This window comes from Rhizobium sp. R339, assembly GCF_002211395.1.
Lineage (GTDB): Bacteria > Pseudomonadota > Alphaproteobacteria > Rhizobiales > Rhizobiaceae > Rhizobium.
The window spans coordinates 681,983-695,758 of record NZ_LOKV01000023.1 but is presented as its reverse complement, the minus strand read 5'-3'; the positions used below and the strand labels follow the sequence as shown (position 1 = coordinate 695,758).

The window sequence follows — 13,776 nt, the reverse complement described above, 5'->3', positions numbered from 1 at the left end:
GGAAAACTCCTCGAGAGTGACGTTGCGAGGAGAGAACACCGCTGCATCAGGCTTTATTCGGCGGCCTTTCCATTTTTCGTCATCACTGCTTCGTGAAGAGCCTGTGGCCGAATAAATCATCGGGACCGCGTGTTTTCTCCATCGTTGCGCCGGGAGCGACAAGGAGAATTCCGTGACCCATGCCGTACATCTCATAAGCCTCGCCGTCGCCGCACCCGAACACGTCATTTCTCAAGCACAGGCGGCCGAAGCCTCGGCCCGGCTGTTTGCAGATCGTTTCGAGGATTTCCGCCACCTTGCCCGTGTCTTCGAGAGCGCCGGCATCAACAAGCGCCATGCGGCGCGGCCGCTTTCCTGGTTTGACGAGCCGCATGGCTGGCAGGACCGGATGCAGGCCTATTCGGAGGTCGCGGGCGGGCTCTTCGTCGAGACCGCCACCTCGGCACTGCGCCAGGCGGGGCTTGATGCCGGCGATGTCGATTGTGTCGTCACGGTTTCATCCACCGGTTTTACGACGCCGAGCCTCGATGCGCAGCTTGCCCGCCGCATGGGCTTCAGGGCCGATATCGAGCGCGTGCCTGTCTTCGGGCTCGGCTGTGCGGCCGGCGTCTCCGGTTTTGCGATCGCCTCGGGGCTGGCGCGCAGCCGGCCGGGCGCCGTCGTGCTCTTCGTCTCGGTCGAGCTCTGCACGCTCGCCTTCCGGCTGGACGAGCTGACGCGGCCGAACATCATCGTGACGGCGCTTTTCGGCGACGGTGCGGCGGCCTGCGTGCTGCGATCGGGCGAAGGCGGGCTGGCGGAGGTGGAATCGACCGGTGAGCATCTCTTTCCCGACACACTCGATATCATGGGCTGGAGGATCGACGACCGCGGCTTCGGCATCGTGCTGGCGCAATCACTGCCGCCGTTTGCCGAAAAGGAGCTCGGCCCGGCGGTGACGGCGATTTTGGCACGCAACGGGCTGAAGCGGGAAGATATCGGCCGCTTCATCTGCCATCCCGGCGGTACCAAGGTGTTGGCCGCGATGGAGAGCGCCTTCTCGATGGCGCCGGGCACGCTCGATCACGAACGCGCCGTGCTTGCCGAATATGGCAACATGTCCTCGCCGACCGTACTCTTCGTGCTGGAGCGGGCGATCCGCGCCGGATTGCCTGAACGGGCGGCGATGATTGCCATGGGGCCGGGCTTTTCGGCCAGCTGCGTGACGCTGAGGAGGGCCGCGTGATGTGGCCGGCAGTCGCGCTTCTTACATTCGTGACGCTGCAGCGGCTGGGGGAGCTCGCGCTTGCCCGGCGCAACACCACAGTCCTTCTCGCCAGGGGCGCCAGAGAAGTGGCGCCGGAGCACTATCCGGCCATGGTGGCGCTGCACGCCGGCTGGATCATCGGCCTCTGGCTGCTCGCGCCGGGCAGGCCGGTCGGGCTCTTCTGGTTCCTGGTCTTCGTGGCGCTGCAGGCGCTGCGGCTCTGGGTGCTGGCAACGCTGAAGGAGCGCTGGACGACGCGCATTATCATCCTGACGGGCGCGCCGCTCGTCAGTTCAGGCCCCTATCGGTTCCTGCGGCATCCGAATTACGCGATCGTCGTCGGCGAGATCGCCGCGCTTCCGCTCGCCTTCGGCCTGCCGCTTTATGCACTCGTCTTTTCGTTTCTCAACGCCTTCATCCTGCTCATCCGTATGAGAGCCGAAAATACCGCACTGGAAAGCACAATGATTTTGAAATGAATGCGATTTTTTGTTTGCGCGGCAGTGACGGCAGGGGCATTTTCAGCCGATAACAAAGCGGAATTCAGGGGAAATGACGAAGAACACAATCGTGCTCGGCGCCGGCATCGTCGGGGTTTCCACGGCCATCCATCTCCAGCGGCGCGGCCGGCAGGTGACGCTGATCGACCGCAAGGATCCGGGCCGGGAAACCTCCTTCGGCAATGCCGGGCTGATCCAGCGCGAAGGCGTCGTCCCCTATGGTTTTCCCCAGCAGCTCGGCCTCCTGCTGCGCTATGCTCTCAACAATCGCATCGACGCGCATTATCACCTGCGCACGCTGCCGCGCCAGGTCGCCTTCCTTGCCCGCTACTGGTGGAATTCCAATGCCCGGCGCCACGCAGCCATCACCCGCGCCTATGCGCCGCTGATCGAGAACTCGATTGCGGAACATAAGGACCTGATCGAGGCCTCGCAGTCGCAGGCACTGATCCGCAAGGATGGCTGGATAAAGATTTTCCGGACGGAGGCCAGGCGCGACGAGGCCTTTTCGGAAGCAGCACTCTGGCGGAACGAATTCGGAGTCGGGTATGATCGCCTGAGCGCGGAAGATTTGGCCCGCATGGAGCCGGATATCAGCGGCGATTTCGTCGGCGGCCTGCGCTGGCGCGATCCCTGGTCGGTGCTCGACCCGCATGCGCTGACATCGGCCTATCGCCGCTATTTCGAGAGCCTCGGCGGAAGGTTTGTGACAGGCGACGCCGCCTCGCTCGGCCAGTTCGGCTCCGGCTGGAAGATCATGACCGGGGAAGGCCCGCTCGAGGCGGATGATGCGGTGATTGCGCTCGGCCCCTGGGCGGCCGTCGCAACCCGCCGGCTCGGCTATCGCTTTCCGCTCGGCGTCAAGCGCGGCTATCACATGCATTATGGCGTTGAGGGCGATGCCGTTCTCAACAACTGGACGCTCGATGCGGAGCGCGGCTATCTCCTGGCGCCGATGAGCCGCGGCATCCGCCTGACGACGGGAGCGGAGTTCGCAACGCTCGATGCGCCGAAGACGCCGGTCCAGCTCGACCGGGCCGAAGCCGTGGCCCGCACGATCTTCCCGCTCGGCAAAAGGCTCGATCCGGAGCCCTGGATGGGTTCGCGCCCGTGCACGCCGGACATGATGCCTGTTATCGGCAAGGCGCCGCGCCATCAGGGCCTGTGGTTCGCCTTCGGCCATGCCCATCACGGGCTGACGCTTGGGCCGGTGACCGGCCGCGTGCTGGCAGAGGTCATTACCGGCGAGACGCCGTTGATCGATATCGCGGCCTATTCGCCGCAGCGCTTCAAGCCGTGACGCCGAGGGTCGCGAGGCCCTTCAGCGCCGTTGCCGCAATGCCTTCGATCGTATCGCCGATATCGACGGTGACGACGCCTTGTTCGCCTCTGGGCATCTCAAGCGTCGCCAGCTGGCTTTCGAGCAGGGAGACTGGCATGAAATGGCCCTTGCGCTCGCCCATACGCTTTGTCAGGAGCGCCTTGGAGCCTTCGAGATAGACGAAGAACAGATTGCCGCCGCCGGCAGCGCGCAGCCTGTCGCGATAGAGACGCTTCAGCGCCGAGCAGGAGACGATGATGCCTTCGCCCTTCTCCAGCGAAGCCTTCATTCGTTCACCGATAAGGTCGAGCCAGGGCATGCGATCCTCATCGGTCAGCGGAATGCCCTTCGACATTTTCTCGACATTGGCGGCAGGATGGAGCGCATCGCCTTCGACGAAAGGCAGATGCAGGGCTCCCGCCAGCCTCTCGCCGACAGAGGACTTGCCGCAACCGCTGACCCCCATGACGATGATCGCATGGGGCTCGTTCAACCGCTCTTCCGGCATGATCCCTCCGAGACTCCGGCTTCCCGCTCAGTCGAGCGGGAAGTGACAGGCATATTTTTGCGCACCTTCCCCACTTAGTTGGGGAGAAACCTGACGGCAATAGTCCTGCGCCTTCCAGCAGCGCGGATTGAAGTGACAGCCAGACGGCGGCTTCAGCGGCGACGGCAGCTCTCCCTGCAGGCGGATGCGGTTCTTGGCGCGCTCCGGATCGGCGATCGGTGTCGCTGACAGCAAGGCTGCCGTGTAGGGATGGCGCGGCCGCGCAAAGACCTCGGCGGCGGGACCGGTTTCGACCGGGCGGCCGAGATACATCACCATTACCTCATCGGCGATGTGATGGACGACGGAGAGGCCGTGCGAGATGAAGAGATAGGCAAGGCCCATTTCCTTCTGCAGATCCATCAAGAGGTTCAGGACCTGTGCCTGGATCGAAAGATCCAGAGCCGAAACGGGTTCGTCAAGCACCAACACCTTCGGCCGCAGCATCAGGGCGCGGGCAATGGCAATACGCTGGCGCTGGCCGCCGGAGAACATATGGGGATAGCGGCCATGATGCTCCGGGCGCAGGCCGACGCGGGCCATCATCTCCTCCACCTTGCGGCGGCGGGCGGCGGCATCGAGGTCGGTGTTGATCTTCAGCGGCTCCTCGAGGATGGCGCCGACCTTCTGGCGCGGGTTCAGCGAGCCGTAGGGATTCTGGAAGACGATCTGCACCTGGCTGCGCAGGCTGCGGTCGCCGACCTCAGCGGGCTTGCCGTCGATCAGCAATTGCCCGGCCGTCGGATCCTCGATCATCGTGACCAGACGGGCAAGCGTCGACTTGCCGCAGCCGGATTCGCCGACGACGGCGAGCGTCTTGCCGGAGTGGAGACTGAAGCTGACGCCGTTCAGCGCCTTGACGGTCGCATCGGCTTTGAAGAGGCCGCGGCTGACGGTGTAGAAGCGGGCGAGATCCCTGCCCTCGAGAACAGCGCCCGTCATACCAGGTCTCCTGCAGTTTCAGTGGCCATGACACCGGGATGTCCGAGCGGCTTGCCGTCCTTCAAAGGGTAATTGCAGAGCGCCAGACCTAGCTCCGGCCCCTGGCGGACGACGCCGCGTTCGCACTCGACGGTGGCATAGCCGCAGCGTGGCGCGAAAAGACAGCCCGTCGGGCGGCCGTGCTGACCGGGAACGACGCCGGCGATGGAAGGAAGCCGCTGGCCGACTTCGGCGCGTTCCGGCAGGGCGGCGAGCAGGGCTGCCGTATAGGGATGATGCGGATCGCGGAACAGCGCCTTTACCGGCTGCTCCTCGACCTTCTGGCCGGCATATTGCACCTGCACGCGCTCGGCGGTTTCGGCGACGACACCCATGTCATGGGTGATCAGCACCAGCGCCATGCCCTGCTCCTTCTGCAGGCGCACGAGCAGGTCGAGGATCTGCGCCTGAATCGTCACGTCGAGCGCAGTCGTCGGCTCGTCGGCGATCAGGAGCTTCGGATTACAGGCGAGCGCCATGGCGATCATGACGCGCTGGCTCATGCCGCCCGACATCTGATGCGGGAAGTTCGACAGGCGGTCTTCCGGCGCCGGAATGCCGACAAGGTTCAGGAGTTCGATCGAGCGTTCGCGGCGCTCCTTCCGGTTGAGGCCCATATGGACGCGCAGGGTCTCGCCAAGCTGGAAACCGACCGTGAAGCACGGATTGAGGCTCGACATCGGCTCCTGGAAGATCATCGCCATGTCCTTGCCGACGATCCTGCGGCGCTGGCGGGCGGAAATGCCGCGCAGATCCTGGCCGTCGAACTGCAGGCGGTCGGCGGTGATCTTCGCCGTCCACGGCAGAAGCCCCATCAGGGCCAGCATGGCGACGGATTTGCCCGAGCCGGATTCACCGACGACGGAAAGAATTTCTCCCTTGTCACAGGTGAGCGAGACGCCGTCGACGGCGCGGAAGAGACCGGATGAAGTTTGGAACTCGACGGTCAGATTTTCGATTTCGAGAAGTGGCATCACGACCTCTTCAGCTTGGGGTCGAGCGCATCGCGCAGGCCGTCACCCATCAGATTGATGGCGAGAACGGTGATGAGGATGGCCAGACCCGGAAATGTCACAACCCACCAGGCGCGGGAGATGAACTCGCGGGATTCGGCGAGCATGGTTCCCCATTCGGGTGTCGGCGGCTGGGCGCCCATGCCGAGGAAGCCGAGGGCGGCGGCATCGAGGATCGCCGCCGAAAAGGCGAGCGTCGCCTGGACGATCAGCGGCCCAAGACAGTTCGGCAGGATCGTCTTGAACATCAGGCGCAGGGTGCCGGCGCCGGCGACGCGCGAGGCGATCACATATTCCTTCTCACGCTCCGTGATGACCGAGGCGCGCGTCAACCGCACGAAATGCGGCTGGTTGACCAGCGAAATCGCGATCATCGCATTGGTCAGGCCCGGCCCGAGCACGGCGACCAGCACGAGGGCCAGCAGCAGCGACGGGAAGGCCAGGATGATATCCATCAGGCGCATGATCGCCGTATCGATCTTGCCGCGGAAATAGCCGGCGACGAGGCCGATCAGAACGCCGCAGACGACCGAAAGCGTCACGACCACGACGCCGATGAACAGCGAGAACCGCGCGCCATAAATCAGCCGCGAGAGGATGTCGCGGCCGACGGCATCCGTTCCGAGCGGAAAGGAGGCGCGGCCACCCTCCATCCAGGCGGGTACGGCGAGCAGTACCTCACGGTTCTGCTCGTTCGGCGCATGCGGCGCAAAGACCGGCGCGAAGATCGCGACAACGAGAATGATGACGAAAACAACGAGGCCGATGACGGCGCCCTTGTTGCGGGAGAAGTAATGCCAGAACTCCGCAAGAGCGGATGGCTGGCCGGTTTTGACGGTGACCGTGCTCATGGACCGCTCCTAGTGACGAATACGCGGATTGATGAAGCCGTAGAGAACGTCAACAATCAGATTGACCAGCATGATGACGCCGGCGATCAGCAGAAGACCGCCCTGGACCACGGCGTAGTCGCGCTTGAACACCGAATCCACCATCCACTTGCCGATGCCTGGCCAGGAAAAGATAGTCTCGGTGAGGATAGCGCCTGCAAGGAGAACGCCGATCTGGAGGCCGATCGTGGTGATGACCGGGATCATCGCATTGCGCAGCGCATGCACGCCGACGACACGCAACGGCTTCAGGCCCTTCGAGCGCGCTGTGCGGACATAGTCCTCGCCCAGAACCTCGAGCATCGCCGAGCGCGTCTGGCGCGCGATGACGGCAAGGGGGATGGTCGCCAGCACGATGGTCGGCAGGATGAGATAGCTGACGGCCGAGGCGAAGGCGCCCTTCTGGCCCGACAGCAGGCTGTCGATCAGCATGAAGCCAGTCACCGGCTTGAAGAAATACATCAGCGAGATGCGCCCGGATACCGGAGTCCAGCCGAGATAACCGGAGAAGAAGATGATGAGCAGCAGGCCCCACCAGAAAATCGGCATGGAATAACCGACGAGGGCAATGCCCATCACGCTTTGATCGAACCACGTGCCTCGCTTGACGGCCGCAAAGACGCCGGCGGGCACGCCAAGACAGACCGCGAGGATGATGGCGCAAAAGGAAAGTTCCAGCGTCGCCGGAAACAGCGTCAGGAACTCGCCGAGCACCGGCCGCTTGGTGACGATCGAGGTGCCGAGATCGCCTTGCAGCACTTTTCCGAGATAATCGAAATACTGCACATACATGGGCCGGTCGAAACCGAGATCGTGCATGATCTGGGCGTGCCGTTCCGGCGCCATGACACGTTCACCCGACAGCAGCATGACGGGATCGCCGGGAAGCAGGCGGATGAACGAAAAGGCTATCAGGGAAACGCCGAGGAATGTCGGTATCAGCACCGCGAAGCGGCCGAGGAAAAAACGCAACATGGCAGATGTCCAATAGTTTCCGGCGGTCAAGGGGGTGCCTGACCGCCGGCTGCGCCCAGCTCTGCCGGGCATTCTTACATTATTCTTGTTATTCGGATACGTCGACGCCGTCGAAACGGTGAATGCCGAGCGGGTCCATCTGGAAGCCGGAGACCTTCTTGCTCATCGGAACGAAGACGAGCGAGTGATCGAGGGTCGCCCATGGGGCTTCCTTCTTGAAGATCAGCTGGGCCTGCTCATAGGCCTTGGTGCGCTCGCCGACATCGGCGGTCATCTTGGCCTTGGTCATCAGGTCGTCATATTCCTTGTTGCACCACTGGGCGCGGTTGTTGCCGCCGACGGCATCGCAGCCGAGCAGCGTATCCATGAAGTTGTCCGGGTCGCCGTTGTCGCCGGTCCAGCCGAGGATGACGGCGCCGTCGCGCTTCACGTCGGAGGAGAGCTTCAGATATTCGGCCCATTCATGGGTGACGATCTCGACCTTGACGCCGACCTTGGCGAAATCGGCCTGGATCAGTTCGGCGGCGCGGCGCGCGTTCAGCATGTAGGGACGCGACACGGGCATCGCCCAGACCTTCATGCTGAGATCCTTGACGCCGGCATCGGCAAGCGCCTTCTTGGCTGCATCCGGATCGTATTTTTCGTCCTGAACGGCGTCGTTATAGGACCACATGGTCGGCGGGATCGGGTTCTTGGCAACGGTGGCCGCACCCTGGAAGACGGCATCGACGATCGCCTGCTTGTTGATCGCCATGTTGAGCGCGCGGCGAACCTCCGGCTTGTCGAAGGGCGCCATCTGCGTGTTGTAGGCGAGGTAGCTGACGTTGAGGCCGGCCTGCTCCTGAACGACCAGATTTCCATCCTTCTTCAGTTCCGGAACGTCGGCGGCATTCGGATAGGGGATCAGGTGGCATTCGCCGGCCTTCAGCTTCTGAGCGCGGACAGCCGCATCAGAGGTGATGGCGAAAACCAGATCGTCGATCTTTTCCTTGCCCTTGAAATAGGTTTCGTTCGCCTTGTAGCGGATGACAGCATCCGGCTGATAGGCGACGAAGGTGAAGGGGCCGGTGCCGAGCGGCTGCTGATTCAGCTGCGCCATCTTGCCGTCGGCGGCAAGCTTGTCGGCATATTCCTTGGAAACGATCGAAGCGAAATCCATGGCGAGGTCGGCAAGGAACGGCGCTTCCGGGTGGTTGAGCGTGAACTTGACCGTGAGGTCATCGACCTTCTCGACCGACTTGATGAGGTCAGGGAAGCCCATGCCGGCGGCATATTCGTAGGAGCCGCCCTCGACATACTTGTTCCACGGATTGTCGGACTTCAGCTGGCGCTCAAAAGAGAACACGACGTCGTCGGCGTTGAAATCGCGCGTCGGGGTGAAGAAGTCGGTAGTCTGGAACTTGACGCCGGGATGAAGCTTGAAGGTGTATTCCTTGCCGTCGTCCGAAACGCTCCAGCTGTCGGCCAGGCCGGGTTCGATCTCGGTGCCGCCGTGCTTGAATTCGACGAGGCGGCTGTAGACGGTGCGCGACGACGCGTCGAAGGTCGTCCCTGCCGTGTAGAGGCTCGGGTCGAAGCCTTCCGGCGAGCCCTCGGAGCAATAAACAAGGGTCTTGGACCAGGCCGACGTCGCCATGACCGAAATCAGGGCCGTCGCTGCCAGCATGACAGAGATCTTTTTCATAGTATTGTTTCCCGGTTGTTCTTTTTTGATGTCTGGAGACCGCAGATAGGCATCCCGATCGACGGTCGATGGAACGACATTTATCTACTGAAAGCAACGGGCTAAGGAGAAAATTTTTCCAGTTGGACAATTTTAGAAATTTTCAGTCAAAAATCAGCCTCAATTGGAAATATTCGCACAAAAACGACCGGAATTTTGTCGCATTTGGTATAAAAACGCCGCCAGAGGCGACATCTGGCCGACATTGCTGGGCTTTCGGAGCGGTTCGCCGCCGCAAAACAAAAACCGCGGCTGCCCAGGCAACCGCGGTTCAAGAAGTCTGCGCTGCTCTTTAAATTCAGGCAGCCGGCGCCACGATCGCGGGCTTGCGGTATTCCTGTTCGCCGGTCAAGCCGAGAAGGAAATTGATCTGCGGACGCGCCTTGACCAGGTCGTCGATCGTATATTCCGAAAGCACGCCGAAGAAGGCATTGAGCGCCTTGCGCAAAGCCGAGTTCAGGCCGCAGCTGTCGACCAGCGGGCATTCGACCATGCCGTCGTCCTCGAAGCATTCGGCCATGGCGAAACTGTCTTCCGTCACCCGTACGACATCAAAGAGCGTGATTTCAGCCGCCGGCTTGCCCAGGCGCACGCCGCCGTTGCGGCCGCGCACGGTCTCGACCAGACCCGCCTTGTTCAGCGGCTGGAGGATCTTGAAAAGAAAGAGTTCGGAAACCCCGTAAGCCTTGGCAATTTCCGGAATCCGGCTCAAGTGCCCTTCATTGGCAGCACAATACATCAACATGCGAACCGCATAGTTGGTCTGCTTCGTCAACCGCATGCCGATCTCCCGACTCGTGCTATTTAGACCTATATAGGCGGTTTGCTAGTTTTGAACAATTCCAAAATATGAAATTCGCATTCAGCTTATGAGGCCAATTGCCGCGTCGTCAATCCTGCGCCGAAATCTTCTGGTTGCAATCCAGAACGCCATCCCTGCGCCCGGCGCGTGCCGGGACGGAGGAGCATATCGCTGCGGTGCGGCGGTTTCCAAGACAGCAAATAAAACGGGGGCCACGAGGCCCCCGAATTGCAAGTCTATCGATCGTGCAGATCACTTCATCGTCGGCATGACGAATTCTGCGCCGCTCTTGATGCCGGACGGCCAGCGGGCGGTGACGGTCTTGGTCTTCGTCCAGAACTTGATCGAATCGGTGCCGTGCTGGTTGAGGTCGCCGAAGCTCGATGCCTTCCAGCCGCCGAAGGAGTGGTAGGCGAGCGGAACCGGGATCGGAACGTTGATGCCGATCATGCCGATATTGATGCGCGAAGCGAAATCGCGGGCGGCATCGCCGTCACGGGTGTAAATCGCAACGCCATTGCCATATTCGTGCTTCATCGGCAGCGACAGCGCTTCTTCGTAATTGTTGGCGCGAACGACAGAGAGGACAGGTCCAAAGATCTCGGTCTTGTAGATATCCATCTCGGGCGTGACATGATCGAACAGGCAGCCACCGACGAAATAGCCGTCTTCATAACCCTGGAGCTTGAAATCGCGGCCGTCGACCACGAGCTTGGCGCCTTCTTCGACGCCGCGGTCGATGAGGCCGCGAACGCGGGTATAGGCTTCCTTGGTGACGAGCGGGCCCATGTCGGCCTTGTCGTCGGTGTAAGGGCCGATGCGCAGCGATTCGATCTTCGGCGTCAGCTTTTCGACGAGGCGGTTGGCAGTCTCTTCACCGACCGGAACGGCAACCGAGATCGCCATGCAGCGCTCGCCGGCAGAACCGTAGCCTGCGCCCATCAGTGCGTTGACAGCCTGATCCATGTCGGCATCCGGCATGATGATCATGTGGTTCTTGGCGCCGCCGAAGCACTGGGCGCGCTTGCCGTTCATCGCCGCCGTGCCATAGACGTAGCGGGCGATCGGCGTCGAGCCGACGAAAGAAACGGCGCCGATATCGGGATCGGTGAGGATGGCGTCGACCGCGCCCTTGTCGCCGTTGACGACGTTGAGAATGCCGGCGGGCAGGCCAGCTTCGATCATCAGTTCGGCGAGGCGGATCGGCAGGGACGGATCCCGCTCGGACGGCTTCAGGATGAAGGCGTTGCCGCAGGCGATCGCCGGCGCGAACATCCACATCGGGATCATGCCGGGGAAGTTGAAGGGGGTGATGCCGGCGCCGATGCCGACCGGCTGGCGGATCGAATACATGTCGATCGCCGGACCCGCACCCTCGGTGAATTCGCCCTTGGCGAGATGCGGGATGCCGCAGACGAATTCGCAGACCTCGAGGCCGCGAATGACGTCGCCCTTGGCGTCCTCGATCGTCTTGCCATGCTCCTTGGAGAGCATTTCGGCCAGCTCGTCCATGTGCAGGTTCAGGAGTTCGACGAACTTGAAGAACACGCGGGCGCGGCGCTGCGGATTGGTGGCAGCCCATTTCGGCTGCGCGGCCTTGGCGTTTTCGACTGCGGCGCGCAGCTCCTCAACGCTTGCCAGCGCCACAGTCGCTTGCACTTCGCCGGTCGCCGGATTGTAGACGTTGCTGACGCGGCCGCTGGTGCCGGCAACATGCTTGCCGCCGATGAAATGACCGATCTCACGCATGGGTGTTCCTCCTGTTCTTGGGATGCCCTACAATGGCACTTCAATTTGCACAAATCAATGCGCTGATATAAGGAACCGTTGTGCGCATATTGTAGTCCGATGACACATATTGCTGCCTCAAACTTGGTCCGGCGCAAGGACAAGTCAAACCCCAGGGAAGGTCGAGCCGATGAACCGGAAACCTGTTGTCAGAATGGCGGAGCTGGAGATTGATCCGGAGACGCTCGAAGCCTATCGAGCCTCGCTCAAGGAAGAAATCGAGGCGTCGCTTGCGCTGGAAGACGGTGTCCTCTCACTCGACGCCGTTTCCATCCGAGACAATCCAAACCAGATCCGTATCCTCGAGGTCTACGCCGATCAGGAAGCCTACGAGGCCCATCTGCAGACGCCGCATTTCCTCAAATATAAGCGTGAGACGGCCGACATGGTGACATCGCTGACGCTGATGGACGTCGATCCAATTGCCATGCGTGCCAAGCCATGAACTGGGACGATGTCCGCATTTTCCTCGCCGTCGCCCGCACCGGGCAAATTCTTGCCGCTTCGAAGCGATTGGGGCTCAATCACGCCACGCTTTCACGGCGACTGACGTCGCTCGAAGAGGCGCTGAAGACGCGGCTTTTCATCCGCCGCACGAATGGCTGCGAGCTGACGGCCGAAGGCGGGGTCTTCCTGCACGCTGCCGAGCGCATGGAAACCGAAATGCTGGCAGTGCAGGCCAATCTCGGCCACACCGACACGGCAATCGCCGGCACGGTGCGCGTCGGCGCGCCCGACGGTTTCGGCGTCTCATTTCTCGCGCCGCGAATGGGCAGGCTGATCGAGCGCCATCCGGAATTGAAAATCCAGCTCGTGCCGGTGCCGCGCTCCTTCTCGCTGTCGCAGCGCGAGGCCGATATCGCCATCACGCTGGAACGGCCGGAGCAGGGCCGGCTCGTTTCCTCGAAGCTGACCGATTATACGCTCGGCCTCTATGCCTCGCGGGAGTACCTGGTTTCGCAGGGAGCACCAGCGGATATCGACGCGCTCAAGGCGCATCGGCGCATCGGCTATGTCGAAGACCTGATCTTCACCGCGTCGCTGAATTTTTCCGGCGAAGTCATGCGCAGCTGGGATGCGGGCTTCGAAATCTCGACTGCGATCGGTCAGACGGAGGCGGTCCGCACGGGGGCCGGCATCGGCATCCTGCATGACTACATCGCCCGGCAATATCCCGAACTCCAGCGCATCCTGCCTGATATTTCGATTCGTCGCGCCTACTGGACGACCTATCACGAAACGGCGCGCGATCTCTTGCGCGTCAGGAGCGTCGCCGACTTCCTCCAGGAACTCGTCAGCGCCGAGCGGCACATCTTCCTTTAGCGCCGGAACGTATGTTTTGCCGGCTCGTCGTTCTCGTCGGGATTTGGGACGGGCGCCTCGTCGGGCAGCCGGTCCGGCTCCGGTTCCTTGATCGGAGGTACCGGCTTCCAGCCGGGTGCCGGCATCGGCGGCTGATCGGGAATCGGTTCGTTCGGCAGGGACATGGCCGCCCTTCCTTTCATGATGTTCGTCGTAAACGATGTTCGGTCGGATTATTTGTCCGGCTTCAGCGCTTCTGCGGCGCGCATCGGCATGCTGTCGATAATCGCGAAAAGTTCACCGCCGGTAATCGGCTCGCTGACCTTGAGCTTGACCGTACCGTCCTTGCCGACAAGGAAGGCGGAAAATTCACCCGGTTCGGACGCCTCCAGGTCACGACGCAGCGCTTGCCCGTCCAGATCCCCGGCCGCGCCGAAAAGCGACCGCACAGTGTCGCCCGACACCTTCAGCACCACCAGATCGCGCTCGTCGAGCGCGCTTCGATCCGCAATCAGTTGATTTTCCTGGCGGGCGGCGCGGGCATTGTCCCCGTCGGAGAAAAGGATGAAGACCCGGTTCTTCCACTGGAAGGCCGCAAGACTTTCAACCGGCGAATAGGCGCTGTTCGTCTCGTCGATCTTGATCGCGCCGTATAGCAGGGTTTTCGACATGCATGTTCTCCATCATC

General features: G+C 62.0%; 15 protein-coding genes. 5 read left to right on the top strand and 10 right to left on the bottom strand.

The annotated features are described in order from the left end of the window. Positions 1-172 precede the first annotated feature (172 nt). The 3 genes from ATY76_RS22630 (at position 173) to ATY76_RS22620 (ending at position 3,046) form a co-directional block, all read left to right on the top strand. Positions 173-1,225, top strand: a complete 1,053-nt coding sequence (locus tag ATY76_RS22630) for a 3-oxoacyl-[acyl-carrier-protein] synthase III C-terminal domain-containing protein (protein WP_088676917.1) — start codon at positions 173-175, stop codon at positions 1,223-1,225. After that, positions 1,222-1,725, top strand: coding sequence for an isoprenylcysteine carboxylmethyltransferase family protein (locus ATY76_RS22625; protein ID WP_088676916.1), 504 nt, complete (start codon positions 1,222-1,224; stop codon positions 1,723-1,725). Before ATY76_RS22630 ends, ATY76_RS22625 begins: the two co-directional genes overlap by 4 nt. Before the next feature lie 73 nt (positions 1,726-1,798). Further along, positions 1,799-3,046 (top strand): FAD-binding oxidoreductase, encoded by a 1,248-nt coding sequence (locus tag ATY76_RS22620; RefSeq protein WP_088676915.1) that lies wholly within the window; start codon positions 1,799-1,801, stop codon positions 3,044-3,046. Here ATY76_RS22620 and ATY76_RS22615 read toward each other — a convergent pair. From ATY76_RS22615 to ATY76_RS22580, 8 genes are all read right to left on the bottom strand, one after another. Further along, complete coding sequence (locus tag ATY76_RS22615; RefSeq protein ID WP_088676914.1) at positions 3,036-3,575, bottom strand: gluconokinase; 540 nt, start codon at positions 3,573-3,575, stop codon at positions 3,036-3,038. The two genes, ATY76_RS22620 and ATY76_RS22615, sit on opposite strands and share 11 nt — an antisense overlap. A 27-nt stretch (positions 3,576-3,602) precedes the next feature. Continuing rightward, on the bottom strand, positions 3,603-4,556 hold the full coding sequence (locus ATY76_RS22610; RefSeq protein ID WP_088676913.1) for a peptide ABC transporter ATP-binding protein: 954 nt from the start codon (positions 4,554-4,556) through the stop codon (positions 3,603-3,605). Next, positions 4,553-5,569, bottom strand: a complete 1,017-nt coding sequence (locus ATY76_RS22605) for an ABC transporter ATP-binding protein (protein ID WP_088676912.1) — start codon at positions 5,567-5,569, stop codon at positions 4,553-4,555. Before ATY76_RS22605 ends, ATY76_RS22610 begins: the two co-directional genes overlap by 4 nt. Further along, positions 5,569-6,459, bottom strand: coding sequence for an ABC transporter permease subunit (locus ATY76_RS22600; RefSeq protein WP_088676911.1), 891 nt, complete (start codon positions 6,457-6,459; stop codon positions 5,569-5,571). The genes ATY76_RS22605 and ATY76_RS22600 overlap by 1 nt, the downstream gene beginning before the upstream one ends. A gap of 9 nt (positions 6,460-6,468) precedes the next feature. After that, entirely contained in the window at positions 6,469-7,473 is a 1,005-nt protein-coding gene (locus ATY76_RS22595; RefSeq protein WP_088676910.1) for an ABC transporter permease subunit, read from the bottom strand. Positions 7,474-7,561: 88 nt separating this feature from the next. Beyond that, complete coding sequence (locus ATY76_RS22590) at positions 7,562-9,157, bottom strand: ABC transporter substrate-binding protein (protein ID WP_088676909.1); 1,596 nt, start codon at positions 9,155-9,157, stop codon at positions 7,562-7,564. Positions 9,158-9,494: 337 nt separating this feature from the next. Beyond that, positions 9,495-9,977 (bottom strand): iron-responsive transcriptional regulator RirA, encoded by a 483-nt coding sequence (gene rirA, locus ATY76_RS22585; protein ID WP_088676908.1) that lies wholly within the window; start codon positions 9,975-9,977, stop codon positions 9,495-9,497. Between the two features lie 273 nt (positions 9,978-10,250). Next, entirely contained in the window at positions 10,251-11,747 is a 1,497-nt protein-coding gene (locus tag ATY76_RS22580; protein ID WP_088676907.1) for a CoA-acylating methylmalonate-semialdehyde dehydrogenase, read from the bottom strand. 169 nt (positions 11,748-11,916) lie between these two features. On the opposite strand from ATY76_RS22580, the gene ATY76_RS22575 reads away from it, so the two are divergent. After that, complete coding sequence (locus ATY76_RS22575; RefSeq protein WP_088676906.1) at positions 11,917-12,231, top strand: putative quinol monooxygenase; 315 nt, start codon at positions 11,917-11,919, stop codon at positions 12,229-12,231. After that, entirely contained in the window at positions 12,228-13,109 is an 882-nt protein-coding gene (locus ATY76_RS22570) for a LysR family transcriptional regulator (RefSeq protein WP_088676905.1), read from the top strand. The genes ATY76_RS22575 and ATY76_RS22570 overlap by 4 nt, the downstream gene beginning before the upstream one ends. On the opposite strand, the gene ATY76_RS33785 is transcribed toward ATY76_RS22570, so the two are convergent. Next, positions 13,106-13,273: a hypothetical protein gene (locus ATY76_RS33785; protein WP_088676904.1), complete on the bottom strand. Its 168-nt coding sequence runs from the start codon at positions 13,271-13,273 to the stop codon at positions 13,106-13,108. The two genes, ATY76_RS22570 and ATY76_RS33785, sit on opposite strands and share 4 nt — an antisense overlap. Before the next feature lie 48 nt (positions 13,274-13,321). Then, the gene (locus tag ATY76_RS22560) at positions 13,322-13,759 is read right to left on the bottom strand and encodes a DUF4174 domain-containing protein (protein WP_088676903.1); all 438 of its coding nucleotides are present in this window, start codon (positions 13,757-13,759) and stop codon (positions 13,322-13,324) included. Positions 13,760-13,776 lie beyond the last annotated feature (17 nt).

Coding starts and splice junctions, on each gene's coding strand:
- ATY76_RS22620 (WP_088676915.1), top strand. CDS start 1,799: ATGACGAAGAACACAATCGTGCTCGGCGCCGGCATCGTCGGGGTTTCC.
- ATY76_RS22615 (WP_088676914.1), bottom strand. CDS start 3,575: ATGCCGGAAGAGCGGTTGAACGAGCCCCATGCGATCATCGTCATGGGG.
- ATY76_RS22610 (WP_088676913.1), bottom strand. CDS start 4,556: ATGACGGGCGCTGTTCTCGAGGGCAGGGATCTCGCCCGCTTCTACACC.
- ATY76_RS22605 (WP_088676912.1), bottom strand. CDS start 5,569: ATGCCACTTCTCGAAATCGAAAATCTGACCGTCGAGTTCCAAACTTCA.
- ATY76_RS22600 (WP_088676911.1), bottom strand. CDS start 6,459: ATGAGCACGGTCACCGTCAAAACCGGCCAGCCATCCGCTCTTGCGGAG.
- ATY76_RS22595 (WP_088676910.1), bottom strand. CDS start 7,473: ATGTTGCGTTTTTTCCTCGGCCGCTTCGCGGTGCTGATACCGACATTC.
- ATY76_RS22590 (WP_088676909.1), bottom strand. CDS start 9,157: ATGAAAAAGATCTCTGTCATGCTGGCAGCGACGGCCCTGATTTCGGTC.
- rirA (WP_088676908.1), bottom strand. CDS start 9,977: ATGCGGTTGACGAAGCAGACCAACTATGCGGTTCGCATGTTGATGTAT.
- ATY76_RS22580 (WP_088676907.1), bottom strand. CDS start 11,747: ATGCGTGAGATCGGTCATTTCATCGGCGGCAAGCATGTTGCCGGCACC.
- ATY76_RS22575 (WP_088676906.1), top strand. CDS start 11,917: ATGAACCGGAAACCTGTTGTCAGAATGGCGGAGCTGGAGATTGATCCG.
- ATY76_RS22570 (WP_088676905.1), top strand. CDS start 12,228: ATGAACTGGGACGATGTCCGCATTTTCCTCGCCGTCGCCCGCACCGGG.
- ATY76_RS33785 (WP_088676904.1), bottom strand. CDS start 13,273: ATGTCCCTGCCGAACGAACCGATTCCCGATCAGCCGCCGATGCCGGCA.
- ATY76_RS22560 (WP_088676903.1), bottom strand. CDS start 13,759: ATGTCGAAAACCCTGCTATACGGCGCGATCAAGATCGACGAGACGAAC.